The sequence below is a fragment of the Rhizobium altiplani genome (assembly GCF_001542405.1).
Lineage (GTDB): Bacteria > Pseudomonadota > Alphaproteobacteria > Rhizobiales > Rhizobiaceae > Rhizobium > Rhizobium altiplani.
In genome coordinates this window covers 79,260-105,841 of sequence record NZ_LNCD01000033.1, presented here as the reverse complement: position 1 = coordinate 105,841, position 26,582 = coordinate 79,260, and the positions used below count along the sequence as shown (strand labels likewise).

Here is a 26,582-nt window from a genome sequence, read left to right as displayed (position 1 = left end):
CTTTTTTCCTCAGCTCCAGGTGCGATCCCAGGAATATTCATTGTCCCAGTGATCCGTAGGCTGCCAAATGCCGGTGACACCCGGCTGCAGATGCCGCGAGATCACCTCGTCGACGACGTCGTCAATCCCGAGCCCCGGCTTGTCCGGAACAGTGATGAAGCCGTTCTGCACCAGCGGTCTGGGAAGGCCCGTGACGATATCGTCCCACCAGTCGACATCGGCGGAGTGGTATTCGAGCGCCATGAAATTTTCGGTCGCGGTCGCGACATGTGCCGCAGCCATTGCGGCGATTGGACTTTCTGCCATATGGATGGCCATGGCGACACCATCGTCCTGCGCCATATCGCCAATCTTCTTGGTCTCGAGGATGCCCCCGCTGGTGAGCAGGTCCGGGTGGATAACGGAGACGCCGCCGCTCTTGAGCAGAGGCTCGAAGCCCTCCTTGAGATAGATATCCTCGCCGGTGCAGATCGGCACCGTGGTGGCCTCCTGCAGTCGCTGGTACTGCTCGGTGTATTGCCAAGGGATTACATCCTCGAGCCAGGCTGGCACGTATTTTTCAATTCGCCTGGCGAGGCGAATGCCGTTCTGCAACGAGATATGGCCGATATGGTCGATCGCGAGCGGCACGTCCATGCCGATGACCTCCCGAACCTCGGCGATGTATTGCTCAAGCAGGTCGAGGCCCTTGTCGGAAAAGTGAAGGCCGGTAAACGGGTGCTGGACGTTATGCAGATCGTACGCAGCGTTGCGGACGCGCCGCTCGTCATTGGTCTTCAGCGGCCCGCGAGTAGGACTGTGGCGGTAGCCCTCGAGTGAGCCGGCCGGAAACACGACCGCACCGGGCACATCCGCGATCTGCATCAGCCCAAGATCCATCTTGAGGAAGGTGAAGCCTAGCTCCATGCGCTGCTTGAGGCGCTTTCCGGTCTCGGTGCCGCTCGGCACCGTTGCGTCGGTATCGCAGTAGACACGCACTTTTTCCCGAAACCGGCCGCCGAGCATCTGGTAGATGGGGACGCCATAGGCCTTGCCGGCCAGATCCCATAACGCGATTTCAACCGCCGATACGCCACCGCCCTGCCGGCCGTGCCCGCCGAACTGCTTGATCCGGCGAAACAGTCGATCGATGTTGCAAGGGTTCTCGCCAAGCAGCCGGCTCTTCAGCATCAGGGCATAGGTGGCGCTGGCACCGTCGCGCACCTCGCCAAGCCCGACGATGCCCTGGTTGGTGTAAATCTTGAGCAGCACCGAGGTGAACGGCGCGCCGACAATTTCGGCTACCCGCATGTCGGTGATGCGAAGGTCGGACGGCTTGGAATGCATGTTCACCCGATTGAGCGCCTCGTCGGCTCCATCTGCCTCTGGCATGACTTGTCCTCGTTTTGGTGGGTGGGGCTCGTCGCCGCTCGCTGGGGCGGCGTAGAGCGTTGCTAGGCCAGCTCTATCTCGTGGTCTTGAAGGTAGTCGCGGTTCATTTCAACGCCGAGACCAGGCCTGGGCGCAAGCTTGAGGCTGCCGTTCGAAACATCGAGTGGTCTGTCGATGAGGTGATCATATTTGCCGAGGTTCCACTCCGACGTTTCGAGTTTGTAGAAGTTGGGAACGGTCATCATCACCTGCGCTCCCGCAACCACGTTGATCGGCCCTGCGGCGTCATGCGGCGAGACCGGGATGTAGTAGGCTTCGCACAGGGCAGAAATCTTCTTGAGTTCAGTAATGCCGCCGGTCCAGGTGACATCAGGCATGATGTAGTCAGCGAGCCTGTTTTCGAGCACCGGCACGAAATCCCACTTGGTGTGGCCGCGCTCGCCCCACGAGATGGCGGCGCTGACCTTCTCACGGACCTGTCGGAGAGCATTGAGGCTCTCCGGTGGACAGGGCTCCTCGAACCAGTCGATCTGACCAGCTTCCTCGAGGCTTCGACAAAGGCGAATGGCGGTCGGAACGTCGAACCGGCCATGCGCATCGATGAGAATGTCGACATCAGAGCCTGCCGTTTCCCGGATCAGAGCCGTGAGCTCGGCGGCTTCGCGCTCGTCCTTGCGCGACATGCTGCCATCGAGGTACCCGTCCCGCTGTTCGCGAGGCTGGCCATCGGCGACGCGCCCTTGGTAGGGGAAGGGATCGAACTTGAGCGCAGTGTGGCCGGATTCGACGATGTCGTGAATTTCGCGGACGACAGCCTCCTTGCTGGTAAATTTGGCCTGGTTGGGGTGGGTGTAGAGCGCAATTTCATTGCGTACCGATCCGCCCAACAGCTCGTAAATCGGCTTGCCGAGTACCTTGCCTCGTATGTCCCAGAGAGCAATGTCAATGGCGCTCACGCATTCGACCGCGGCCCCGCGACTGCCCATGTAGGTGAAGCTGCGGAATATCTTGTGCCAGAGATACTCGATACGTGCCGGGTCCTCGCCCGTCACTGCGGCACCGATCTGCCGCAGGATCGTGCAGAGGGCGCGATTGGCAAGCCTTGTCGTGGTGGTGATCTCTCCCCAGCCGCTCACCCCCTCATCCGTCGTCACCTCGACGAACAGAAACTCTCCCCAATAAGAAGCCCCGGACTTGATCAGCCACGGCCGCACGCTGGTGATTTTCATCTCAACTGCCTTTATCCGAAGTGGTTGGGATAACGATATTCCAGGCGATCTTTTCTATCCTGCCCGAGCGGCGTTGCGTGCACGCATGTGTTCGAGGATGTGTCGGCCGGAGCCCTCGACATGGCGCGCAATGAGTTCGGCTGCCTCGTTCGCGTTGCCCGCCTTTACGTGCTCGATGAGCTCTCGATGCTCGCTAAGGATCGCCGCACGCCGGGCGAGTGTGAAGTTGAAACGCCGGCTCACGGCTCGAAGCACTTCGCGATGCTTCCACCAAAGCTCGGCGGCATGGCGGTTATAGTGCCTCTGGTACATTACGGTGTGAAAGGCGGTGTCGAGCTCACTGTGCCTGAGCGTGTCGGCGAAGTCGTTCTCTTCAATCAGCGCCTGGATGCGTTCGAGTTCAGCAATGTCTTCGACGGTCGCCATGCTGACGAACCATCGCGTCAGTGCCGGCTCGATCAAGACTCCTATCTCGTAGATGTCCCGAACAAAATCCTGATCAATCGGCCGGACGCGCGCTCCGCGGTTGGGAACAAGGGTCACAAAGCCCTCCCCGCGCAACAGTTGCAGAGCCTCGCGCACGGGGTTGGTCGAGGTGCCGTGACGTCGGGCGAGATCGGTGACAACCAGCCGTTCGTTGGCGGCGAGCCGCCCTTCGATGATGTCTTCCCTGATCAGTTGATAGAGCGAGGCACCCTCGCTGGAGGCCCCGATCGCGTCGATCCCTTCGGGTGGCTGTGCTTTGAAATCGCTCGTATCGGCCAAGACTGTCCCCAATTAATACACGCCTTTCTTAAATATCACGCGAGGCTCCTCCAAACAATGTACGATTTCGCCGGTTGACAGGCAATCGACGATCTGAAAACGTATAATTAGCTCTAAGGCATACACTGGATAAAGACGTCCTGCGGCCGAGGAGCAAAAGACCGCTCGCCTTGAGGCAGAGCGGCATGGGAGCGAACCCGGAGGATACCTATGACGAGGATTTCACTCGGAGGTGCCGTCCTGCGCGGCACTGTCTCAACCGCTTTGATGATATCGTTGATGTCTGCGTCGGCGCTCGGTGCGTCGATCGATTTGAGCAAGTGGTCGCCGCAATATGTGCGCTCCATTGCCGGCACCCAGGATTTTGACACGGCGGGCGATTGCGCCAAGGTCACCCCGCTCGACTATAAGGGGCGACTGACTTTCTGGTATCAGGGCGTGTTCGAGGGCGACCCCGACCTCCTGCGCGAGTATTACAAGGACTTCTTCCAGACCTTCCGCAAAACCTATCCAAACATCCAGCTTGAGGAACAGGCTCTCACCTATAACGACCTGCTGGACAAGTTCCGGACCGCACTCCTTGGCAATGCAGCACCGATGGCGGTCCGCCTGCAGATCCTCGGCGGCACGGAGTTTGCCTCGAAGGGCTATTTGCAGCCGCTCAAACCCGAGGATGTAGGGTATTCGACCGAGGATTTCTGGCCGGGCGCAATGAAGGCTGTAACCTGGGATGGGGTGACCTACGGGATTCCCACCAACAACGAAACGATGGCGTTCATCTGGAACGCCGACATCTTCAAGCGTGCAGGCCTTGATCCGGACAAGGCTCCGGCAACCTGGGACGACGTCGTCAAGTATTCCAAGCAGATCCACGATAAGCTCGGCATTGCCGGTTATGGCCTCGTGGCGCGCAAGAATGCCGGAAATACGCCGTACCGCTTCATGCCTCAGCTGTGGGCCTATGGCGGCGGCGTCTTCGACGAAGCGACGGCCAACCCGACGTATAAGGTGGTCGAGCTGAACTCCGCACAGAGCAAGGCGGCACTGCAAGCTTCCTACGATATGTATGTGCGCGACAAGTCGGTTCCGGTTTCGGCGCTTACCAACCAGCAGGCCGACAACCAGCCCCTCTTCCTCGCTGGCCAGCTCGGCATGATGATCTCGCACCCGTCCGACTACAACGTCATGCTCGACCTGCAGAAAAAGGCGACGGATACCGACAAGGTCAAGGCGCAGACGGTAATCGACAACATGCGCTATGGCCTCATTCCCACCGGCCCGGACGGCAAGCGTGCCGTCGTGTTTGGCGGCTCCAACATTCATATCCTGAAGCCCGAATATGTGGAGGGCGGCAAGGTAGACGAGCCGGCTGCAAAGGCTATCATCTGCATGTGGACGAGCCCCGAATGGTCGCTGAAGATGGCCTATGCCGGCTCGAATCCGGGAAACCTTAACGGCTTCAAGACCAAATGGATGAAGGAACGTCTGGACAGCATCAAGTTCCTCGATGTCACGACCTCGATGCTGCCATACGGCATCCCGTTCCCGGCGCTGCCGCAGTCCCCCGAGATCATGAACATCATCGTCCCGGACATGCTGCAGAATGCCCTGACGGGGGCCATGACCGTCGACCAAGCAGCGGACGACGCAGCCAAGAAGGTAAAAGACCTGACGGATGGCGGACTCTAGTCCGGGCCTGACGATCTGACCGGCTGCGCCTTGATCGCAGCCGGTTTGCTCCGAAGAACAAGGGTTCGGCACAGTGACGATCTTGACTGGCAAGACCGAGGTTAGTCGAAGACTGCACCCCGATAGGTCCGGCGTGCTGCGAAAGATGTGGGAGCATCGCGCTGACTACGCGTACGTGCTTCCCGCCATTGCTGTGATGCTGGTCGTCATAGCCTACCCCATCTACTACACGATCGAGCTGTCGTTCTTCAATACACCGCCTGGCCTGCAGCTTCGGGACAAGATCTACGTCGGCCTCGACAACTACATCGCCATCCTCACAAGTCCGGTGTTCTGGAAGGTCACCTCGAACACTCTCATCTGGACATTGGGATCGACCTTCATCTCATTTGTCCTCGGATTTGCCTGTGCCCTGGCGCTCCATCGCGACTTTGTCGGCCGGGGCATCCTGCGCGCCGTCCTGATCATTCCCTGGGTCATCAGCGCGGTTGCCGCGTCCTATATCTGGAAGTGGATCTACCATTCGGACTTCGGGATCATTGGCGCGGTGCTTGTCGGCCTCGGACTGGCCGACCGGCCGCCGAATTTCATCGACAGCGTCAGCACGGTGCTGCCCTCGCTGATTGTCGTCAATATCTGGCGAGAGTTTCCGTTTGCGATGATCATGATGATGGCGGGCCTGCAGACGGTTCCCGACCAGTTGCTGCGCGCCGCAAAAGTCGACGGGGCCAATGCATGGCAGCGGTTCTGGCACGTCACCTTTCCGCACCTGAGAAACGTTTCGACGGTGACGATCCTTCTGCTGGCCGTGGCCAACTTCAATTCCTTCATCATCCCCTGGATCATGACCGGCGGCGGGCCGTCGAACGCATCGCATATCTGGATCACCCACATCTATGAACTCGCCTTCGGCCGCCAGCGCTGGGGGGTGGCATCGGCCTATTCTGTGCTGCTGTTCCTGATCCTGATGTCGCTCGGCTACTTCTACGTCCGCGCACTGAGCGGCAACGAGCAGAAGGATGGAAATGAATGAGCACGATTGCCGAAACTGCTCATCTTAGCCAGGCGCGCCGCCGTAGGCGCATTGATGGATGGCGGTGGGGCGGACGCATCTTCCTTGTGTTCATGCTGCTTTACACCGCATTGCCGATGATCTGGATGCTGATCACCTCGATCAAGTCAGGTTTCGCGGCCATGCAATTCCCGCCGCAATGGTGGCCGGACCAACCCACGCTTGCCAGCTACCAGAAGCTGCTCGATCCGCAGAACAGCGTCGGCCAGGACTTCCTTCGCTTCTTCTGGAACAGCCTTTTCGTCTCCACCGCCACAACCATCCTTTCGGTGATCGTGGCAGTTCCCGCGGCCTACGCCTTTTCACGCTTCACCTTCCCGGGCCGGAACTTTCTGTTCTTCACCGTCTTGCTTCGGAACATGTTTCCGGCGGTGATCTTTCTCGTGCCGCTCTTCATCCTGATGCGCGCGATCGGGCTCGTGAACACGCATGGGTCGCTCATCCTCACCTACCTCACATTCGGCCTGCCGCTGGCAATCTGGCTCCTCAAGGGCTTCTACGACAACATCCCGGTGCAACTCGAGCAGGCGGCGCGCATCGACGGGGCCACGCGGTTCCAGGCATTTGTCCTCATCGTGATGCCGCTCTCGGCGCCAGGCATCATCGCCACGGCGATCTACTCCTTCATTGGCGCGTGGAACGAGTACATCTACGCCTACACCTTCCTCTCCAAGAACGAGCAGTTGACACTGCCCGTCGGCATCCAGCGCTTCTTTTCGGAAAATACAACGGACTTTCCGGGCCTGATGGCGGCCAGCTTCATGATGAGCGTGCCCGTCGTGGTCCTGTTTCTGGTCCTGCAACGATACTTCGTACGCGCCCTCACGGAAGGCGCAGTCAAGCACTAGGGGAGTTGCCGGTGGCCCACGTGGTCCTCAAGAATCTGGTCAAGACCTATGGCAGCTTCAAAGCTGTCAACAATGTTTCGCTGACGGTCAACGACGGCGAATTCGTTGCGCTCGTCGGCCCTTCAGGCTGCGGCAAGACAACCACACTCAATCTCGTGGCGGGGCTCATCCCCATCACCTCTGGCGACATCGTCATCGGCGACCGGGTGGTCAACGATCTCGACCCCAAGGACCGGGACATCGCAATGGTGTTCCAGAACTATGCGCTTTATCCGCAGAAATCGGTCTACAAAAATCTGGCGTTCCCGCTGCAGATGCGCAAGTTGCCAAGGAACGAGATCGACAAGAAGGTCAGGGAAGCAGCGCGCGTGCTCGACATGACGCAGCTGCTCGAGCGCAAGCCACGCGAACTTTCGGGCGGGCAACAGCAGCGCGTGGCGCTGGGCCGCGCCCTCGTTCGCGATCCGGCGGTATTCCTGATGGATGAGCCACTCTCCAACCTCGACGCAAAGCTGCGCGTGCAGATGCGCTCGGAGATCAAGCGCTTCCACCAGGACCTGAAGGCGACGGTCATTTACGTGACCCACGACCAACTCGAAGCGGTAACGATGGCCGACAGGATGGCGGTGATGAATGGCGGCTTCCTGCAGCAATACGATTCACCGGCAGAGGTCTTTGCCCATCCGGTGAACATGTTTGTCGCGAGCTTCGTCGGCAGCCCGGCAATGAGCCTTGTTCCGCTGGAGGCATCAACGGCAAGCGGCAACACTGTGCTGACCAGCCCGGAGGGCTGGTGCCTCGAGCTCTCGCCAATCAACGCCCAGAAGGTCGCAAGGGCAACAACCAGGAAAGTTGTGCTCGGCGCCCGTCACTCGACGATCAGGCTGCACAAGAGTGCGATGCCTGGAAGCGTCCCCGCCAAGGCCTACACGGTGGAGCCGACCGGGGACGTCACCTTCGTACAGGCGTTTCTGTCCGGAGCCATCGTCAATGTCAGCGTGCCGCCGACCATTGCCGTGGCGCCCGACGAACAGATCTGGCTCGAGTTCGATCAGGAGCGGATGCATCTGTTCGACGGCGAAACGGAAATGGCCCTCAAGGCCGACTGAGACCAAGCGGATGCGTGTGAACCGAGGGCGTGGATGACCACGAAGCTTAAAATCACGGCGATCAAGCCCTATCCGGTATGGGTCGGAACGCGCAACCAGATGCTGGTCAAGGTCGAGACCGACAACGGCATCTTCGGCTGGGGCGAGAGCGGCTTGAGCGGTCGCGAGAAGGCCGTGGCCGGCGCGATCGAGCACTATCGCGAGTTTCTCATCGGCCGCGACCCGATGCAGATTGGTCGGATATGGCAAGAAGTCTATCGCAGCCAATACTTCGAAGGCGGGCGCGTTCTGCAGGCAGCGATCTCCGCCGTCGACATTGCCCTTCACGACATCAAGGGCAAGGCGCTGGGGGTGCCGGCCTACCAACTGCTGGGCGGCAAGCAGCGCGACCGGATTCCCACCTTCGCCTCGACCGGCGACGAGGCCGAGGGCGATGTTGCCATCGAACGGGCCCGCGAACTTAGCGCACAAGGGTGGCAGGCGATCCGCTTCTTCCCCGTCGGGCAAAACAGCAAGGACATCTTTGAGCCGCGGGAGTCGATCGCCGCGACCGCAACTATGCTGAACAGGGCGCGCGAGGCGCTGGGCGACGAGGTCGTCCTCGGCATCGATTATCATCATCGGCTGTCGGTGGCAGAGGCTGCGAGCTTCTGTAACAAGCTCGGCCGGGGCGTGCTTGATTTTCTCGAGGAGCCGATACGAGACGAGACACCAGAAGCCTACGAGTCCCTGCGCAGGATGACCGACATCCCGTTCGCCATCGGCGAGGAATTTGCCAGCAAGTGGCAATTCCTGCCCTACATCGAGCGTGGCATCCATCAGTTCAACCGGCTCGATGTCTGCAATGTTGGCGGGCTCACCGAGGCGATGAAGGTCGCCGGCTGGAGCGAGGCGCACTATGTGGACCTGATGCCGCACAATCCTCTCGGCCCGGTCTGCACGGCCGCGACCATCCATCTCGCCGCCGCGGTGCCGAATTTCGCCTGGCTCGAGACCAGGGCGCCCGAAGCAAAGCTGGGCTTCGACAATTCCGACTTCTTCCCCGTGCAACCACGGCTCGACGGCCCCGACTATCCGGTCAGCGATCTGCCAGGGCTCGGGGTCGAGGTCAACGAAGAGGCGGTCAAGGCAGAGAGCTTTCGTTTCTGGGAAGCGCCTCACCTGAAGCGCCGCGACGGTTCTGTCACAAACTGGTAGTTTCATCCAACGGGAGCCTGGAATGACACATATGCCCGAGATTACGCGACCGCCCAGAGAGATGATCGACGCATTGAAGGAAATCGGCGCCGCGACGATCTCCGGCACGCTCGGCCACATGGGCTTCCGCAATCCGCACATGGTCGGTCCCGTGCCGCAAAATCACGGCAAGTCGATCGTCGGGCCGGCCCTGACGCTTCAATTCATGCCGCAGCGGCCCGACCTCTTCACCGAGGGAGAATATGCAGATCCGGAGACGCAGCTGCACCGCCATGTGCTTTATCACGTGCAGGAGGGCGATGTGGTCGTCGTCGACGCGCGCGGCGACATGAGCTCGGGCGTCTTCGGCGATATGATGTCGACGTATTTCAAAGGCAGAGGCGGCGCTGGCATCGTGATCGACGGGTGCATGCGCGACCGGCCCAATGTCGAGAAGCTGGATCTGCCTCTATGGCTGCGTGGCTGGACGCCCAACTATCATGTGCAGACCGGCATCTATCCCAACGCCGTCAACGTTCCGATTGCCTGCGGCGGTGTCACGGTAATCCCCGGAGACATCATCGTCGCCGACGATGACGGGGTGGTAGTGCTTCCAGTCGCAATGGCTGCGAGCGTCATCGAAGAATCGCAAAAGCATCACGACTGGGAGGAGTTTTCGCGAATGAAACTCATGGAGGGCGGGTCGTTGCAGCGCTACTATCCGCTGCATGACGATGCCCGCGCAGAGTACGAAGAGTGGCGCAAAACAAATCGCTTGGGAACGACCTAGCCAATGGATCACCCCAGGCGGGCGGCGAACTTTGTCCGGATATCGCCGGCGTCTACACAAAAAGCATGGAACCAAATTTCGCCTGACCGAGCCGCCCAGACGACGAAAGGACAACCGTTATGTCTGGCGCGCCGCACCTCCTGAAGAACGGCTATGCGCGAAGCCAGCCGTTCCGGGTACGCTTCGTGCGATTGAAAAGCCGTCACTCCATGCGCCTGCCGCATGAGCATGCGGTTAAGCGGCCCATTCCTATGACCACGTCAAGTGCGTCTGCTTGACCAGTTCGGCCCTGCGCTTGGCGGTTTCCAGCCCAAGTTCGATAAACTGACGGGCATGCCTGGCAAGCGCAACGTTGTCGTCCCAGAGATTGCGCCAGATGGCCGTCTTCAATGAAAGGTCCTTGTCGACGATGGTAGTGGAGAAGGATTCAAAGGTTACATAGTCATCCCAACCGATCGCCACGAGAGCGTCGAAGATGGTGGCGAAATCGATATTTCCGGTGCCGAGGTAACCGCGGTGGCTTTCCCCGATATGGACATAGCCGATCTTGTCCGCGGCGTGACGGATTGCAAGGCCGACGTCGGCCTCTTCGATGTTCATGTGGAAGGTATCGAGATGCAGAAAGACGTTCGCAGCGCCTGTATCTGAAATATAGGCCATCCCCTGCGCCGCCGTATTGAGCATATTGCTCTCGAAGCGATTGACGATTTCGAGGTTTAGCGTAACGCCGGCAGCCTTGGCTCGATCCGCCACTCTCGACAGGGTGGCGACGCTCGTATCCCATCCCTTCTTCGTCAGCGCGTGTTCTTGCTTGCCGTGGGCCGAGCTCAGTATGCCGGCAAGCTTGGTACCGCCCAGATCGCGCACGAGTGCCACAGCGCGGTCGAGAATATCCTCGCCCTTGGCAACAACTGCCGGATCTTCACTGGAGATGTCACCCTCTAAGGGCAGCCCCATGCTGATTGCGACATCAAGGCCAAGTTCCTCGATGCGTGACGCCAGCCACTTCACGTCCACCTGTTTCGGATCGAGGTACGAAAACTCGATAAGCTTGAACTGAAGTTCGTGGGATCTCGATAGAGCTTTATCGAGCTCATCCTTCGACGAGCCGGCACTCCAGACAAATGAGTGGACACCGATCTTGGACATGGGCAAACCGCTTCCTGAGATTTTCATTGAGGGAAGGCGACCCGCCGTGCACGCGGCAACGGCGGGCCACTCGGGAGGAGACCTTAGCGGGCTGCCGTCCAGCCCTTGTAGTCCTTGAGGTTTTCAGCCGTGATCAACTTCGGGTCGAGAAGCACCGTCGTTTCGGCCGGCTTCTTGCCATTCAGGACGTCGACGGCCATCTTCAGCGAGTCGCCGGCCATGACGTAGGGATCCTGCGAAGCGGAGGCCTTGATCATCGAGTTGCCGCTGGCGAGCGACTTTTCGATATCAGGAGCGCCATCGACTGCGGTGATGAAAAACTCGTTCCGGTTCAACTGCTTTGCGGCAAGCTCTGCGCCAATGCCGGTCGGATCGTTGATTGCAAAAACGGCGTCTATCTTGTCGAAGCGCGTCAGCAGTCCCTGCATGACAGCAAGACCACCATCGCGCGATCCCTGGCCGTTCTGGTCGTCAGAAAGGATCTTGATGTCAGGGCTCTTCGACAGGACGTTCTTGCAACCCTGGACGCGATCGAGGATCGAGGACGAGGCCGGGCCGTTAATGATGACAACATTGCCCTTGCCGCTGAGCTTGTCGACGATGTACTGGCAGGCTTCTTCGCCTGCCTTGACGTTGTTCGTCATGACGGTGACGTCTGCACCGGGTGCGGATACGTCAAAGGCGGCGACGATAACGCCGGCGGCCTGAGCCTTCTTGACGGCCGGTGCAATTGCCTTGGCGTCGACAGCGTTGAGCATGATGATGTCAACGCCGGCGGCAATGAAGCTGTCGATCTGCGAAACCTGCTTGTTGAGGTCGTAATCGGCAGAAACGGAGGTCACCTGAACATTCGGATTGATTTCCTTGGCTCGGTCTTCAATGCCCTTGATGGTCGCGACAAAGAATGGATTGCCCAGGAGGCCGACCGAAATGCCGATCTTTTGAAGATCCTTTGCCGCGGCCGGCATTGCAATTGCCGCGGCGAGCGCGGTGGCGGTGAGCAGTTTAGAGATCATGCGCATGCTTTCCTCCTTATGGCGCCTCCTGCGCCTTTGTTATCCGGTAACCCGGTTCCTTCAGCCGCAGCTCAGGTGCGGCTAAGCCCTCTCAGCCTGTAGCGGTCGAGCCCGACGGCAACGATGATGACAAGTCCCTTGATGATGTACTGCCAGATGTCGGAAACCCCGACGAGGATGAGACCGTTCGACAGGACAGCGATGATCAAAGCCCCTATCAGCGTGCCCCAGATCGACCCGACGCCGCCGACGAAACTGGTACCGCCGAGAATGACGGCTGCAATCGCGTCGAGCTCGTAAGCCTGGCCAAGCTGCAATCCGTTTGCCGCGTACAGGCGGGCCGCCGACATGACACCGCCGAGGCCCGATAGCAGGCCCGACATCGAATAGACGAACAAAAGCACCAGCGGCACTTTGATGCCCGTGAGGCGTGCAGCCTCGACATTGCCGCCAACAGCGTAGATCCAGGTTCCGAGCACCGACCGCTTGAGGATCACCCAGGACACCAGGATCGTCACCAATGCGATGATCGCCAGCCATGGCACACCGAACAGATTGCCATTGCCGATGAAATCGAAGGGCAGATCGGGATTGAAGACGGTCGTGTCGTTGCCGAGAAGACGGGCAATACCGCGCATTGCCGTTAGCGAACCCAGCGTGACGATGAAGGGCGGGAGTTTCAAAAACGCGATGATAACTCCATTGATGAGGCCGCATCCCAGTCCGACCGCGATTGCTGCGGGAATCCCAAGCATGCCGACATCCGGCCACAGCGAAACGATGACACCGACCATGGCTGAGGCGGCAAGGATCGATCCGACGGAAAGATCGATGCCGCCCGTCAGAATCACGAATGTCATGCCGGCCGCAAGCACGGTGTTGATTGACGCCTGCTGCATGACGATCGACAGATTGTTGACGCTCAGGAAGCGACCGCTGAGAAGATGAAAGCCGACGGCCAAAAGAATGAGGACGGGTAACATACCAAGGGCGGTCAAGGTCGACCTCAGCCTCATCCTGTCTGTTGCTGTCTGTCCGCTCTGCATTGCGCTCATTTCAGGTTCTCTCTTATGTCGCGCTCATTGTGTCTCGACCGACCGGACCGGTCGAAAGGGCCATGATGGTCTCCTGCTCGATCGGTCGGTCCGGCGATGCGACGACCTCGCCGGCGATGTGTCCCTCGCGCATCACCAACACGCGGTCGGCGATACCAATCACCTCGGGCAGATCGCTTGAGATCACGATGATGGCGATTCCGCTTTCGGCAAGCTCGTCGATGATCCGATAGATTTCCGACTTCGCACCGACGTCGACGCCGCGCGTCGGCTCATCAAGGATGACCACCCGCGGCTTGGTCTCCAGAAGGCGCGCCAGCAACACCTTCTGCTGGTTGCCGCCCGACAGGGCCCCGGCATTGATGGACGTGCTCTTCGTTCGGATCGACAGGGACGAAACGGCGTCATCGGCGCGCTTCTTCGCCTTGCCGAAATCGAGGAACCCGCCTGGTCGCGCATCCTTGGCGATCACACCGACATTGATGTTCTCGTTGATCGTCATGTCGAGGAACAGGCCAAGTGCCTTGCGATCCTCGGTGAGGTAGGCAATCCCGGCATTGAGCGCATCGTGGGGGCCGCGCAGCGAAAGCTCCTGACCGTTCAAGGTCACGACACCGGTGGCCTTGTGGTCCGCACCGAAGACCAGCCGCGCAAGCTCCGTGCGGCCTGAACCGACAAGGCCTGCGATGGCCAGCACCTCTCCGGCACAGGCATTGAAAGAGCAATCGTGCACGCGCCGCCCGTCTCCCACATTCTTGACGGCAAGCACGACCTGGCGATCGTGCGCGGCAGCGCGGTGCTCCTTTTTATAGAACGACGACAGGTCGCGGCCGACCATCATGGCGACGAGCCGCTCGGCCGACAGTTCGCTGCGCTTCAGCGTTCCAACATAGGCACTGTCGCGAAGCACGCTGACGCGGTCTGCAAGCGCGTAGATTTCTTCCATGCGATGGCTGATGTAGATGATCGCAATTCCATGCGCCTTGAGGCTGGCGATCACCTCGAAAAGCTTTTCGGTTTCCCGACTCGTCAGCGATGTCGTCGGTTCGTCCATGACGATGATGCGCGCGTCCGTGGTAAGAGCACGGGCAATTTCGACCATTTGACGCTCGCCCAAGGAAAGGGACGACACAAGCTGATTGGGAGAAAAGCCGATGCCGAGGCGCTTTAGAATGGGCTCGGCGCGCTTCCTGATATCCGCGCGGTCGACGAACCCCAGACGTGACGGCTCTTCCCCGAGAAACATGTTCTGGGCGACAGTCAGATTGGGAGCGAGCGACAGTTCTTGATAGATCACCGCAATGCCGTTGGCTCTGGCCTTGATCGGGTCGCCGGTGACCGCCGGCCGGCCGCTGACCAGAATCGTGCCGCCGGGATCCGCGAGGTAAGCACCGGAGAGAACCTTCATCAGCGTCGACTTGCCGGCGCCGTTCTCACCCATCAGCGCATGAATTTCACCGGGATACACGGTCAAGGAGACGTTCGTCAGTGCGCGCGTATTGCCGAAGGTCTTGCTGATGTTCTGCATTTCGAGAACGGGAGCAGTGGCCGTGGACGATGCTACAACTGGGTTCATCGGATCCCCTCGCTCAGCATGGCCGGCTGCGACACGTCACGCCTCAGCTCTATCGCACGTCGCCTCCATTCCCGCCTGTAGTCGCCAAGGCCGGCGATCTCGACGGCACGGATACGCTCACACTCATTTTTGAAGGGCCGGACATTGGACTGGCGAAATACGAGCGCAGCCGCCCCGAAGGCGCTGCCTTCGGGATTTGCACTGATAAAGACGGTCTGATCCCGCAAGGCCGCAAGCAATGGTGCATAGAGGTCGGCCTTGACCAAGCCGCCGTCGATCACAATGTCGTTTTGCGAACGGATAAGATCGAGTGACAAATCCGTCATCAGGATCACGTAGAGCAACGCCACGGCCGCCCGCTCCTCGCCCTCAACGGCTGGTCCGAGGAAATGACCTTCTGAACCCGGAAACGGCCCACCAGCGGCGAAAGACGGCAGGGCGAAGCTTCCCTTGGCGATGACCGCTTCCACCGCTTCGATACTGATCGGCTTTGTCCAGCCTTGGCTTGCCACGTCGTATTCGCGACCACCCATGAACCGGATCGTTGCGGCAGGTGCATGGTCTACCGTGACATTGGCGAGCATGTCGCGCTCACGATCGAGGGCATTCAAAGGGCACGCCTGATTGAAGATAATCACCCAGGTGCCGGTCGAGATCAGCGTGAAATCGTCAAAGCCGACGGACCTGTAGTAGAACAGTGCGGAATTGCTGTCATGGACACCATTGTGGACCATAACCTCCACCGTTTCGCCTGCTGCCATGACGGGGTATGTCCCAAGTGACGAACCTGCTGGCACAAGATCAGGCATTTTCGCGCGCCAACCCTCTTGGTCGACGAGGCTGCTGAAGTCATCGGCCAACGGTGCCCAAAGATGGGAATGGCAAGCGAGATAGGACACTTCGGAGGCGGCGCGGCCAGAGAATTTCCATGACCAGAACTGAGGGTAAGCAAGGATCGCATCGGTAGCGTCGAGCGTGCTCGGATCCCTTTCCTGAAGCCACAGAATGTGGCGGCCGTAGTTCAACCCCAGCGGCAGACGGGGTGAGTAGGTTTCAGAAAACGGTGGAATGAGTGGATCGATCCTGGCTGCGACCGATACCGGAGGCTCCTGTTCGTAATCAAGGATCGGATGGCAAAGTTCGCCTTTTCCGATCAGCGCGAACGTGCAGCCATGCGCGGAAAACGTCACATGGCGAACGCCATGCGCTTCGACGGCCTGGCTGAGCTCGTCCTGCATCCAGGAAAAAAGAGCTTCGTCATCGAGGACACGAATGTCGCCGTGGTCGCGCCACACCGGCTTGGCGCGTCGCTCCGCTACGACGTCGCCCTTGGCGTCGATGACGAACAGCTTCGAATTGGTCTTTCCGAGGTCAAAGACCGCAACTGGACAATGCTCTGTCAAATGACGCCTCCGACATCTGCGATGAGGATCGTCACACCGGCATTCTCAAGCATCTTGGCGTTTGCGTCGGACAAACCGTCGTCGGTCACGATCGTTCCGACGCGCGACAGCGTCAAAGCCAGATTACGTGGCTGAATGGAAAACTTTCGGCTGTCTGCCAACAGCACCACTTCATCAGCGCAGGTGCTGAGCTCGCCGATCGCCTTGACGAGCAGCGGGTGTGACTCCAAAAGCCCCTGTGAATCGATGCCTTGCGTGCCAACGAAGAATCGCGAAGCGAAGTAATCGGGCGCACCCGAAGCCGGATCGTGAATGATCCCCGGCTCGCGATAGAGTTCGCCGCCTGAAAGGCTGAGATGGCAGCTGCCGTGCTCGCCGAGATAGGCAGCAAGAGGCATCGAATTGGTATAGATGCGCAAGTTGCGGCGAGCCAGAAGCACGCCCAGCTGAAAGCAGGTAGAACCGGCATGAACGATAATAGAGTCACCGTCCCGCACCAGCGAGGCGGCCTTTTGCGCTATCGCGCGCTTGGCCTCGACCGCAATATCGCGATTCTCGTCGTATGGTCGGGCCGCAAGCCGGCCGCCGACCTCGAAAGCCGAGATCCCTCCGTAGACCTTCTTGGCTCGCCCTGTTTCGTGCAACTTGTCGATATCGCGTCTGATGGTCGCCGGGGAAACGCCGAGGCGGACTTGCAGGTCGCGAACCGAGGCGAACGGTGTTTCGCGAAGAAGGTCGGTGATGAGTTTATGCCGGCTGGCATCGTTCACTGTGTTTCCTCCCGGCCGCTCCCCGCCGATGATTAAAGATAATCACAACGAAACCCCATCCGCAAGTCAAAGGTGACGCAAAAACTTCATCATTGACGATATTCAATCGCTTACCTACGATCGGGGAAAAATTCGCTCATTATTGTGAGTTGATCATCTCAAACGCGGAGGTCTTGATGGCGGTAGGTAGCTCGGAGGGCGAGTTCAACCGGTTTCTGGCGCTGTCGAAGCAGATCGGAACCGACATCCTCAAAACTCAGGGAGCAGGCGGGAATACCTCGCTCAAGGATGGCGATACCATGTGGGTCAAAGCATCCGGCACCTGGCTCGCTCAGGCCGGGGATCGCGATATCATGGTGCCGGTCCGTGTCGCGCCGCTCGTCCAAGCCCTTCGCAAAGGCGACCAACGCGCCGAAAAGGCCACCGATTTCGTTATTGCGTCACTGAATACCAGCGGCCTGCGACCATCCATCGAGACGAGCTTTCACGCGGCCTTGCCCCAGGCAGTCGTCGCGCATTACCACTGCGTCAACTCGATCGCGCTCTCGGTTCTGAAAGATCGCGATCGGCTCCTGAAAGCAAGGCTGGACGTGACCGGGTTGAATTGGGTGACGGTTCCCTACAGGCGCCCCGGCACGCCGCTTGCCCGCGAGGTCGACTTGGCGGCCACAACGCGTCCCGACGTTTTAGTCCTGTACAATCACGGCATCATCATTGCCGGGGCCACCATTGACGAGATTGCGCGCCGCATCGAGCAGGTCTCCGCTGCACTGGAAATGCCTGAACGGCAAGTTCCCTCTCCGTCCATCGAGACACTCGAGCGGCTGAGCCGGGATAGCAGTTACTCTCCAGCAAACGACATCGAGAGCCATCAGCTAGCACTCTCACAGGAAAGCGTCCGGCTGGCGACAGCCGGTTCGATGTATCCGGATCACGTGATTTTCCTCGGCGTGAAGATCGGCCTCCTGGACGCCGACCAATCCTTGAGCGCTTACCTCGAAAGCTTGGCACTGACAGGAGAAGGCCCGCCGAAAATGATCATCGTGCCTGGCTCCGGCGTACTCTTGTCGAACGAGTTGACGGCTGGCGGCCAGGCGATGGCTCGATGTCTTGCAGAAGTCGTAGCACGCATCCCCGACGATTCCGATGTCAACTATCTATCCGAAGCGGACGAATACGAGCTGACAAACTGGGAGGCTGAGCAGTACAGGCAGGCGCTTGACCGCGGAGCCGTGACCTCGTGACAAGCTCGCCCAATCCATTGCCCGCAACTGTCATAGGAATCGACATCGGCACGTCCGGCGTACGCGCGGCCGCAATTTCCGACAACGGTGAGGTTGTTGCTCTCGCCAGCACTCCGTTTTTCACCGCTGAGGAAGGCCGCACCCCTTCCATATGGTGGGAGAGAACGTCAACCGCGCTCGCGCAACTTGCGGCAAAAGCAAGCCTTGCATCCGTCGGAGCAATCGGTATCGACGGAACATCCGGAACCGTTCTTGCGCTCGATCGCGTGGGCGAACCGGTGGGCGCGCCGTTGATGTACAATGATAACTGCCCCGATGGCGATATTGTCGAACAGATATCCCGGCATGCGCCGGCCGACAGCCCAGCGAAAGGCGCGAGCTCGGCTCTTGCGCGAGCAATCTTTCTTGCCCGTCAGCCAGGTGTATCCAAGGTCGTTCATCAGGCCGACTGGCTGTTGCTGAAGCTCGGTCTGCGCGAAGCAGCAACAGACGAAAACAATGCCTTGAAGACCGGTTACGACCTGCAACGGGAAAAATGGCCGGACTGGATTGAGATGGCCGGCCTTAATCGTCAGCTGCTTCCCAAGGTCTACCGTGCCGGTGCTGCGCTCTCGCGCGTCAAAGGTTTCGCTGCCAAGCTTGGCTTTGCAACGACTTGCCGCTTTCACGCCGGCACGACCGACGGCTGCGCCTCGTTTCTGGCAACCGGCGCCTCGCAGATCGGCGATGGCGTTACCGCGCTCGGCTCCACGCTCGTCCTCAAGCTCGCTTCCGAACGGCCGATCAACGCACCTCAATATGGTATCTACTCGCACAGGGTACTCGATTTCTGGCTCCCCGGCGGCGCCTCCAACACGGGTGGTGCCGTCATCAAATCACTGTTCGGAGATGACCGCCTCGCCGAGTTGACGGCTCGCCTTGATGTCTCGCGACCAACGGGTTTGCACTTCTATCCGTTACTTAAACGCGGTGAACGCTTCCCCTTCAGCGATCCGGATTATGCCCCTCGCCTGGAGCCTCGCCCGGAGGATGACGCAATTTTCTTCCAGGCGGTGCTTGAAGGAATCTCGGCAATTGAACGGCTGGGATATGACAGGCTGGTTGAGCTTGGTGCCGCGCAGCTGAAATCGGTCCGAACCGTTGGCGGCGGCTCGAAGAATCCGACGTGGACACGCATGCGGCAAGCCGCACTTGGTATCGCTTTTACGCCTTCGAAGTCGACGGAGGCTGCAATCGGCACCGCAGCGCTCATTCTTCAATGGCAAAGGAAGAACCAATGAGCTCTTTTCCAGAGACATCGCTCGCAAACCTGATCAATCAATACGACTATTTCCTGATCGATCAGTTTGGCGTGTTGCGTGATGACGAGGGCGCCTATGGAGGCGCCGCTGTAGCGTTGCGGAGGCTGAAAGAGAATGGCAAGCGGGTGATCGTGCTTTCCAACTCCGGGCGAAGTGGCGACTATAATGCCGAACGTTTCGTTCGCCTCGGCTTCGAGCGTGGCCTGTTTGAGCGGTTCGTGACGTCGGGCGACGTCGCCTTTGATATTCTGTCCCGTTCTGAGGACATTCGGCGCGGGATGCGCGCTTTCACAATCTCCAGCGGCGATGACCAAAACCTTGCGGACCGTCTTGATCTGACGACTGTGTCTCGATCGAATGATGCCGATCTCGTTATCATCTCGGGCAGCGAGGCGGAACGCATAGCGCTCGATGTATACCGGCGCATGCTGGAACCCGCAGCGGCCAATCACACGCCTTGCATCTGCACAAATCCTGACATTCACAAGCTGGCAGGCGGCAAGAACGCACCCGGCGCGGGAGCAATCGCGAGGATCTATGAGGAACTCGGGGGCAAGGTCCAGTGGATCGGCAAGCCGTATCATCAAATTTACAGCCACGCCATGTCAGTATGGGGCAGTCTTGATCGAGCAAAGGTCGTCTGCATCGGCGACAGTATCGAGCACGATATCAAAGGCGCAGCCAATGTCGGACTCGCATCGGTACTTGTGCGCACCGGAATACTGGCGAGCAAGTCCGACAAGGAATTATTCGCGCTCATGAAAAGCTGCGAGGCGGTTCCAACCTATCTCATGCACGAATTTGCCCCGGCAGGAAGGTGCCGTCAGCCAGGCGGCCGCTGACAGCCGCCGCGAATGACGTCTGGTGCTTGACGAAATCGGCCTTACACAGACTGCCGACACAATACTCCAAATCATCGTGAACTGTGTCAATTTCGAAGATCTCCGGTACCGGAAGGTGTACCGGCAAGGCACTTTCGGGAGTTCTTATTGATGCCCGAGGCGAGCCGTGATCGTCAGGCGGCGAGATAGTCGGATCAAAGAAAACATCATCCAGCTATTGCATCCTCAGCGCCATCTCCGCTGCCTTTTCCGCGATCATGATCACCGGGGAGTTCGTGTTGCCGGACACGATCGTCGGCATGATCGAGGCATCAACAACGCGCAGCTTCTCAAGCCCATGCACGCGCAACTTCGCATCCACCACCGCCATCGGATCGCTTCCCATCCTGCAGGTGCCGACAGGATGAAAGATCGTGGTGGCGATATCACCTGCACGCCGGATCAACTCGTCATCGCTCTGATATTCCCGGCCGGGTAGCATCTCCTGCGGTCGAAAACGGGAGATAGCCGTCGTTTCCATCAGGCTGCGCGCATGGCGAATTGAGTTTGCCGCGAGCAGCCTGTCGCCCGTGGTCGAAAGATAATTGGGACGAATTTCAGGGGCGACCGAGGCATCGCGTGTCGTCATATGCACGGTACCGCGACTTTCCGGCCGGAGGTTACAGACGGAGACAGTCACGGCAGGATAAGGATGCAGCGGCTCGCCGAGCCGGTCGGTGCTGAGAGGCTGGACGTGATATTCGAGATCGGCGGTAGCGACGGACGGATCGCTCTTGGCGAAGATCCCGAGCTGGCTTGGCGCCATCGACAGCGGACCTGAACGGCTGATCGCATATTGCAAGGCCATGCCGGCTCGGGTGAACAGGTTATGGTAAAGTTGGTTCAGCGTGCGCGCGCCCTCGATCCTGAAGACGGTTCGGATCTGCAGATGGTCTTGCAGGTTTTCGCCGACACCCTGGAGTTCATGATGCACGGGAATGCCGAGGCTCGACAACACATCCGGCCGCCCGACGCCCGAAAGCTCCAGAATTTTTGGAGAGTTGATCGAACCCGCAGAGAGAATGACCTCTCGCGACGCGCGGGCGACACAGGAGCGGCCATTGAGGCGAAAGCGCACGCCGGATACAGCTTTGCCGTCAAATTCCAGCCGCTCGGTTTCCGCGCCTGTCAGCACGCGCAAGTTTACCCGCTTCATCGCCGGGCGCAGGAAGGCTTTCGTCGTGTTCCAGCGCAGGCCGCCCTTCTGATTGACCTCGAAATAGCCGGACCCCTCATTGTCCCCGCCGTTGAAATCTCCGGTCTTGCGAATACCGAGTTCCTCGGCCGCATCGCGAAAGGCATCGAGGATCGGCCAGGACAGCCGCTGGCGTTCGACGCGCCACTCGCCCCCCGCTCCGTGTAAGGCCGATTTGCCGCGATAATTGTCCTCCGATTTCAGGAACCAGGGCAGCACGTCATCCCAGCCCCAACCGGCATTGCCTGCCTGCCGCCAGCCGTCGTAATCCGCCGCCTGCCCGCGCATATAGATCATGCCGTTGATCGAGGAGCAGCCGCCAAGCACCTTTCCGCGCGGATAGTTGAGCGCCCGGCCGTTGAGGCCGGCCTCGGCTGCCGTCTTCATCATCCAGTCGGTGCGCGGATTGCCCATGCAATAGAGGTAACCGATTGGCACATGCACCCAATGATACCGATCCGAGCCGCCGGCCTCGATCAGCAGCACCCGGTTTCTCGGATCAGCCGAGAGCCGGTTTGCCAGCACGCAGCCGGCCGACCCCGCACCGACGACGATGAAATCGTAAACGCCTTCATCCATCGGCGCTTCGTTCAGGGGCGCTTCATTCATGGGCATGATCACGCTGCAACTCCTGTTGCGAGACTTTGGGCCTCCGAAAGCCGCCGCCACAGCGGCGTCATCGCCTCGTTAATATCCGTGTAAAGCCTGTAACGGGTGGCGTAGTGGTCCGAAAGCACAGCATTGGGCTGATAGTGCCGATCGGTCCGCACCATGGCGGTGGCGCCTTCGATGAAATCGGCAAACAGCCCGACACCCGTGCCGGCCGCAATCGCAGCCCCGAGCGCCCCTGTCTCCCGCGACACGGCAACAGTGACGGGAACACCCAATACATCCGCAAATATCTGCGGCCAGAGCCTGCTGCGCGAGCCACCGCCAGAGAGCACCGCCTCCTCGAAGTTCGCACCCGCCTTGCGGATGGTCTCGATATGCTGGCGATGACCGAAGGCGACACCTTCCAGAAGTGCCCGGATCAGATGCCCCTTGGTGTGCCAGCCAGCCATGCCATAGAAACCGGCCCGCGCATGGCCGTTCTGCTGGGCGCCATAGAGATAGGGGTGATAGAGGGGATCATCCGCTGCCGGCGTGACCGCAGCCGCGAGCGCGCAAGCCGCATCGAAGGGCGAGACGCCTTCTGGATGCCCGTCCTCGAAGAATTCCCGAACCAGCCATTCAAGATTGGCGGCCGACGTGGCGCTGTTTTCCATCGCCATGTAGCGGCTGCGGTCGAAGGTGGAGGACATGAAAACCGGGCCATCAAGGTCGGGACCATCGATGATCACCTGATTGATGCTCCAGGTGCCGGCGATGATCGAGGCGCTGCCGGTGCGCGACACGCCCGAGCCGAGCGCGGAGGCGACGACATCGAACAGCCCGCCGACGACCGGCGTGCCGGCCGCAAGCCCGGTCTCAGTCGCGACCTCCTGCGTCACATGACCGGCGATATCGGCGCTTTCGATCAGCGGCGGCAGCATGTGCATGCTCTCGGCAAGGCCGTAAGCGGCCATCAGCGCCGTGTCGTAGCGACGCGCGGCGAGATCGAGCAGGCCGGCGCCGGACATATCGGAAACCTCGCTGACGCGGCTGCCGGTCAGCCGGTTGACGACGAAATCCTTGGAGAAGAAAACCGTACCAATGCGCTGGAAGAGGTCGGGACGATGGCGTTTCAGCCAGGCAAGCAGCGTCGGCGTCTGGGATGGCCAGGGGCGCTGGCGGGCGATCGGTGCGGTGCGGTCACCGACCCCTTCAGCCGCCCATTCCTCGACAAGTCCCGTTGCACGCGTATCGAGGGACTGGATTGCGATCAGCGGCTGGCCATCGCGATCAAGGGCATAGAGGCCGTTGCCATGGCCGGCGCAGCCGATGGCGGCAATATCGGAGGCAGCAATGTTTGCCTTGTCGAGGCACGTGCGGATCACCCGTTTGGCATTGGCCCAGAGTTCGCCGAGATCGCGCTCGACATGGCCGGGGCACGGCATGCGGCTATGGCCCTCCTCCCCGGCATGCGCCAGCTCCCGGCCTTCGAGATCGAAGATCACCGCCTTGATGACGGTGTTTCCGGCATCGAGCCCCAGCAGATATTTTGCCATTGCGAACCCCTCCCAAGGTTCTGTCAGTCTTGCGTGGTTTTTAGCCGAATGCCTAGCGCCGATCCCCAATTCTCCCCATCTGGGAGAAGGCGGCCCGAAGGGCCGGATGAAGGGCTCGCTGCATGCTCAGGATTTGCCGCAGCACGCCCTCATCGCCTCGCACACGCTCGGCACTTCTCGCCGCTGGGAACAAGGGGTAACCACCAACCTCACCCCTGCTGATAAACTGCAAACGCCTCTTCGCCGCTTGCATTCTCGCGGATGATCGCCATCAGACCGCGCACGACGGCGCCTGGATTGGCGTGCTGATAGATGTTTCGCCCGTAGACCATGCCCACCGCACCCTGCCGCATCAAGGCCGCGGACTTCGCGAAGACCGCGGACAGATCCTCCTTGCCGCCGCCGCGGACCAGAACCGGGCAACGCGCCGCCTCGATGACGCGATGAAAATCCTCCGGGTTGGTCGTGGGATCGGCCTTGACGATATCGGCGCCCATTTCGCGGGCAAGCCGCGTCAGCGTCACGATCTTGTCGGCATCGCCATCGACCATGTAACCGCCGCGCTCCGTCACAGGCTGCATCACCAGCGGCTCGATCATCAGCGGCATGCCGTATTTCTCGCAATCGGCACGCACGCGCGAAATATTCTGGACGCACTGGCGGAAGAGACCGGGCTCGTCCGGCAGCATGAACAGATTGACGACGACGCAGGCCGCATCCATCTGCAGCGCGCCGATCAGCGGCTCGGCCTCGTTTTGCAACACGGCCCACATATCGCGATGGCGGATGCGGTTGTAGGGGTTGCCCATGTCGAGACGCATGACGAGCGCTGGTTTGTCCTTGCCGGGCAGGTCCTGCAGCAGGTCGGCCTGGCCGTAATTCATCTGGATCGCGTCGGGCCTGGCTTCCACCAGCGCCTTCACGACGGCCGGCATGTTCGCCAGGCCGTCAAGGAAGGACGGCTCGTTGCAGACGCCATGATCGATCGCCACATCGAGGCAACGGCCGTTGCCGAACAGCCGGTTCATCCGGACCTTGCTGACGTCTCGCATTGTTCACTCCTTTGTTCGTTCCTTGCGGAAAGGGTTTGCTCCGAAATACCGTGACGGTCGTTCAGGAGGGTCAGAAAATGGGTTCGCTCCTCGGCAGCGCGCTGCGGCGGCCAGCCTTTTTCGGCTGTGAGAATGGCGAGGGCGGCATCGGCCATGTCGAGCGAGAGTTCGCCGGTGATGGCGAGCGTCGTGCGGCGCAAAAGAAGATCGTCCAGATGCTCCACCGCTTCCGAGCGGATGAGATGGATGAGCTCGCGGGCGCTGTAGGCGGCATGCGGCAGGTCGTGATCAGGAGGCAGGGCATGATCCGCCGCGACGAGGAAGCGGGCGATTTCGGCAGCGTCGGTACCATAGCGCGTGAAGAGGGTGGCGATGCGATCCTCCTTAAGGCCGGTCGCGCCGGAAAGCTGCCGAAGCCAGTCGCTCCGATCCTTGGGAAAGCTGCGCCCGCCGCCGAAGGTGCGATCGGCGGTATCGATGCGGCGCTTGCGGCCGAGCCGGTCGAGCGCCATGTCGGCGGCGAGTTCGCCGAAGGACCGGAAGGTGGTCCACTTGCCGCCGATCATGCAGAGCACCGGCGGGCCAAGATCACGGCCCTCGACGACCGTGCAGAAATGGTCGCGCGGGATGCGGCCGGTGAAGCTGTCGTTGCTGGCTGGCAGCGGCCGAACGCCCGCGAACTGGAAGACGATCTCTTCCGGGCGGATGACGATGCCCGGCAGCACGAAGGCCAGCGATTGCAGGATGTAATCGCGCTCGTCATCCTCGCAGCGCACTGTGCCCGGATCATCGACACGGATATCGGTGGAGCCGACCAGCACCTTGCCGAGATAGGGAAAGAGGATGCAGATGCGACCGTCCTCGTTCTCGTAATAGATCATGTGGCCATCGAGCAGGTCGCGCAGGCCCGGATGATCGATGATCAGGTGCGAGCCCTTGGTGCCGCCCATCAACGGCGCGGGACGGGCATCCTCGGGGAAGAGCGAGCCATTGGCGATGTCGATCCAGCCGCCGGTGGCGTTGACGATCAGCGCGGGCCTGATCGGCAGCGATTGGCCGGAAATGGCATCGTGCAGTAGAAAGTGGCCGGCGGGGGCCTGTTCGAGCGTCGCATAGTTGAGGGCCTGCGCGTTCGGACCAGCCGAAAGCCCGTCGCGCAGAAGCTCGATGCCGATGCGTTCCGGATGGCTTACCCAGGCATCGTAATAGGTCGCGGCGCTGCGGATTGCCGGGTTGAGCGCCGGCCATTTGGCAAGCGTGCCGCGGCGGCCGCGAAACTGGTGTTTTGGCATCAGCGCCCGTTTACGGGTCAGGAAATCATAGATGGCAAGGCCCGCCTTGATGACGATGGCACCGCGGCGGCTCGGGCGGCGGGTGAGGCCGAGAAACCGCACGATGCCGTTGCCGAGGCCGGAGAAAATGTCGAAGATAGGTACTGTGGTCGGCAGCGGTGCAACGTAATGCGGCGCGTTGCGCAGCAGCCGGTCGCGCTCGACCAGCGATTCCCGCACGAGGTCGAACTCGCCGTTTTCGAGATAACGCAGGCCGCCATGCACCATGCGCGACAGCGCGGCACTCGCGCCGGAGCAATAGTCGCCCTTCTCGACCAGCAGCACGTTCACGCCCTGCAGCGCCAGCTCGCGGAAGACGCTGAGCCCATTGATGCCGCCGCCTAGGACGCACACATCCACCTTCGGGCTTTTGCGAAACCCGTTCCATGTCTCTTCACGGTTCATGTTGAGAG

22 protein-coding genes are annotated in these 26,582 nt (G+C 60.3%); 9 read left to right on the top strand and 13 right to left on the bottom strand.

The window, feature by feature from the left end; all coding sequences use genetic code 11:
• Positions 1-9: 9 nt before the first annotated feature.
• The 3 genes from AS026_RS06255 to AS026_RS06245 form a co-directional block, all read right to left on the bottom strand.
• On the bottom strand, positions 10-1,371 hold the full coding sequence (locus AS026_RS06255; protein WP_062369006.1) for a mandelate racemase/muconate lactonizing enzyme family protein: 1,362 nt from the start codon (positions 1,369-1,371) through the stop codon (positions 10-12).
• Between the two features lie 62 nt (positions 1,372-1,433).
• Positions 1,434-2,600 (bottom strand): mandelate racemase/muconate lactonizing enzyme family protein, encoded by a 1,167-nt coding sequence (locus AS026_RS06250; RefSeq protein ID WP_062369005.1) that lies wholly within the window; start codon positions 2,598-2,600, stop codon positions 1,434-1,436.
• Between the two features lie 54 nt (positions 2,601-2,654).
• On the bottom strand, positions 2,655-3,365 hold the full coding sequence (locus tag AS026_RS06245; protein ID WP_062369108.1) for a GntR family transcriptional regulator: 711 nt from the start codon (positions 3,363-3,365) through the stop codon (positions 2,655-2,657).
• 210 nt (positions 3,366-3,575) lie between these two features.
• On the opposite strand from AS026_RS06245, the gene AS026_RS06240 reads away from it, so the two are divergent.
• From AS026_RS06240 to AS026_RS06215, 6 genes are all read left to right on the top strand, one after another.
• On the top strand, positions 3,576-5,054 hold the full coding sequence (locus AS026_RS06240; RefSeq protein WP_062369004.1) for an ABC transporter substrate-binding protein: 1,479 nt from the start codon (positions 3,576-3,578) through the stop codon (positions 5,052-5,054).
• Between the two features lie 73 nt (positions 5,055-5,127).
• Positions 5,128-6,087: a carbohydrate ABC transporter permease gene (locus AS026_RS06235; protein ID WP_082728457.1), complete on the top strand. Its 960-nt coding sequence runs from the start codon at positions 5,128-5,130 to the stop codon at positions 6,085-6,087.
• Positions 6,084-6,974 carry a carbohydrate ABC transporter permease gene (locus AS026_RS06230; protein WP_062369002.1) on the top strand — a complete coding sequence of 297 codons (891 nt, stop codon included), beginning with the start codon at positions 6,084-6,086 and terminating at the stop codon, positions 6,972-6,974. Before AS026_RS06235 ends, AS026_RS06230 begins: the two co-directional genes overlap by 4 nt.
• Positions 6,975-6,985: 11 nt before the next feature.
• On the top strand, positions 6,986-8,083 hold the full coding sequence (locus AS026_RS06225; RefSeq protein ID WP_062369001.1) for an ABC transporter ATP-binding protein: 1,098 nt from the start codon (positions 6,986-6,988) through the stop codon (positions 8,081-8,083).
• 33 nt (positions 8,084-8,116) lie between these two features.
• A complete protein-coding gene (locus AS026_RS06220) occupies positions 8,117-9,280 on the top strand; it encodes a mandelate racemase/muconate lactonizing enzyme family protein (protein ID WP_062369000.1) in 1,164 nt (387 codons plus the stop codon).
• 22 nt (positions 9,281-9,302) lie between these two features.
• Entirely contained in the window at positions 9,303-10,049 is a 747-nt protein-coding gene (locus AS026_RS06215) for a ribonuclease activity regulator RraA (protein WP_062368999.1), read from the top strand.
• Positions 10,050-10,298: 249 nt separating this feature from the next.
• On the opposite strand, the gene AS026_RS06210 is transcribed toward AS026_RS06215, so the two are convergent.
• The 6 genes from AS026_RS06210 to AS026_RS06185 all read right to left on the bottom strand — a co-directional run bounded on the left by AS026_RS06210 (position 10,299) and on the right by AS026_RS06185 (position 17,018).
• On the bottom strand, positions 10,299-11,198 hold the full coding sequence (locus AS026_RS06210; protein ID WP_062368998.1) for a sugar phosphate isomerase/epimerase family protein: 900 nt from the start codon (positions 11,196-11,198) through the stop codon (positions 10,299-10,301).
• Between the two features lie 83 nt (positions 11,199-11,281).
• Positions 11,282-12,220, bottom strand: a complete 939-nt coding sequence (locus AS026_RS06205) for an ABC transporter substrate-binding protein (RefSeq protein ID WP_029792295.1) — start codon at positions 12,218-12,220, stop codon at positions 11,282-11,284.
• 65 nt (positions 12,221-12,285) lie between these two features.
• Positions 12,286-13,260, bottom strand: a complete 975-nt coding sequence (locus tag AS026_RS06200; protein ID WP_245307374.1) for an ABC transporter permease subunit — start codon at positions 13,258-13,260, stop codon at positions 12,286-12,288.
• A 22-nt stretch (positions 13,261-13,282) separates the two neighbouring features.
• A complete protein-coding gene (locus tag AS026_RS06195; protein WP_062368997.1) occupies positions 13,283-14,845 on the bottom strand; it encodes a sugar ABC transporter ATP-binding protein in 1,563 nt (520 codons plus the stop codon).
• Positions 14,842-16,248, bottom strand: coding sequence for an FGGY-family carbohydrate kinase (locus AS026_RS06190; protein ID WP_062368996.1), 1,407 nt, complete (start codon positions 16,246-16,248; stop codon positions 14,842-14,844). The genes AS026_RS06195 and AS026_RS06190 overlap by 4 nt, the downstream gene beginning before the upstream one ends.
• Entirely contained in the window at positions 16,245-17,018 is a 774-nt protein-coding gene (locus AS026_RS06185; protein WP_018856003.1) for a DeoR/GlpR family DNA-binding transcription regulator, read from the bottom strand. Before AS026_RS06185 ends, AS026_RS06190 begins: the two co-directional genes overlap by 4 nt.
• A 176-nt stretch (positions 17,019-17,194) precedes the next feature.
• Between AS026_RS06185 and AS026_RS06180 the strand changes: the two genes are divergently transcribed.
• The 3 genes from AS026_RS06180 to AS026_RS06170 are packed head-to-tail and all read left to right on the top strand — an operon-like array spanning position 17,195 to position 20,405.
• On the top strand, positions 17,195-18,262 hold the full coding sequence (locus tag AS026_RS06180; RefSeq protein ID WP_062369107.1) for a class II aldolase/adducin family protein: 1,068 nt from the start codon (positions 17,195-17,197) through the stop codon (positions 18,260-18,262).
• The gene (locus AS026_RS06175) at positions 18,259-19,542 is read left to right on the top strand and encodes an FGGY-family carbohydrate kinase (protein ID WP_062368995.1); all 1,284 of its coding nucleotides are present in this window, start codon (positions 18,259-18,261) and stop codon (positions 19,540-19,542) included. Before AS026_RS06180 ends, AS026_RS06175 begins: the two co-directional genes overlap by 4 nt.
• Positions 19,539-20,405, top strand: a complete 867-nt coding sequence (locus AS026_RS06170; protein WP_062368994.1) for a TIGR01459 family HAD-type hydrolase — start codon at positions 19,539-19,541, stop codon at positions 20,403-20,405. The genes AS026_RS06175 and AS026_RS06170 overlap by 4 nt, the downstream gene beginning before the upstream one ends.
• Before the next feature lie 214 nt (positions 20,406-20,619).
• Here the strand turns inward: AS026_RS06170 and AS026_RS06165 are convergent, their stop codons facing one another.
• The 4 genes from AS026_RS06165 to AS026_RS06150 all read right to left on the bottom strand — a co-directional run bounded on the left by AS026_RS06165 (position 20,620) and on the right by AS026_RS06150 (position 26,574).
• Entirely contained in the window at positions 20,620-22,254 is a 1,635-nt protein-coding gene (locus tag AS026_RS06165; RefSeq protein WP_425349764.1) for a GMC family oxidoreductase, read from the bottom strand.
• A gap of 2 nt (positions 22,255-22,256) precedes the next feature.
• Entirely contained in the window at positions 22,257-23,786 is a 1,530-nt protein-coding gene (locus AS026_RS06160; protein WP_062368993.1) for an FGGY-family carbohydrate kinase, read from the bottom strand.
• A 209-nt stretch (positions 23,787-23,995) separates the two neighbouring features.
• On the bottom strand, positions 23,996-24,838 hold the full coding sequence (locus AS026_RS06155) for a class I fructose-bisphosphate aldolase (protein WP_062368992.1): 843 nt from the start codon (positions 24,836-24,838) through the stop codon (positions 23,996-23,998).
• Positions 24,811-26,574 (bottom strand): glycerol-3-phosphate dehydrogenase/oxidase, encoded by a 1,764-nt coding sequence (locus AS026_RS06150; protein WP_062368991.1) that lies wholly within the window; start codon positions 26,572-26,574, stop codon positions 24,811-24,813. The genes AS026_RS06155 and AS026_RS06150 overlap by 28 nt, the downstream gene beginning before the upstream one ends.
• Between the last annotated feature and the right edge of the window lie 8 nt (positions 26,575-26,582).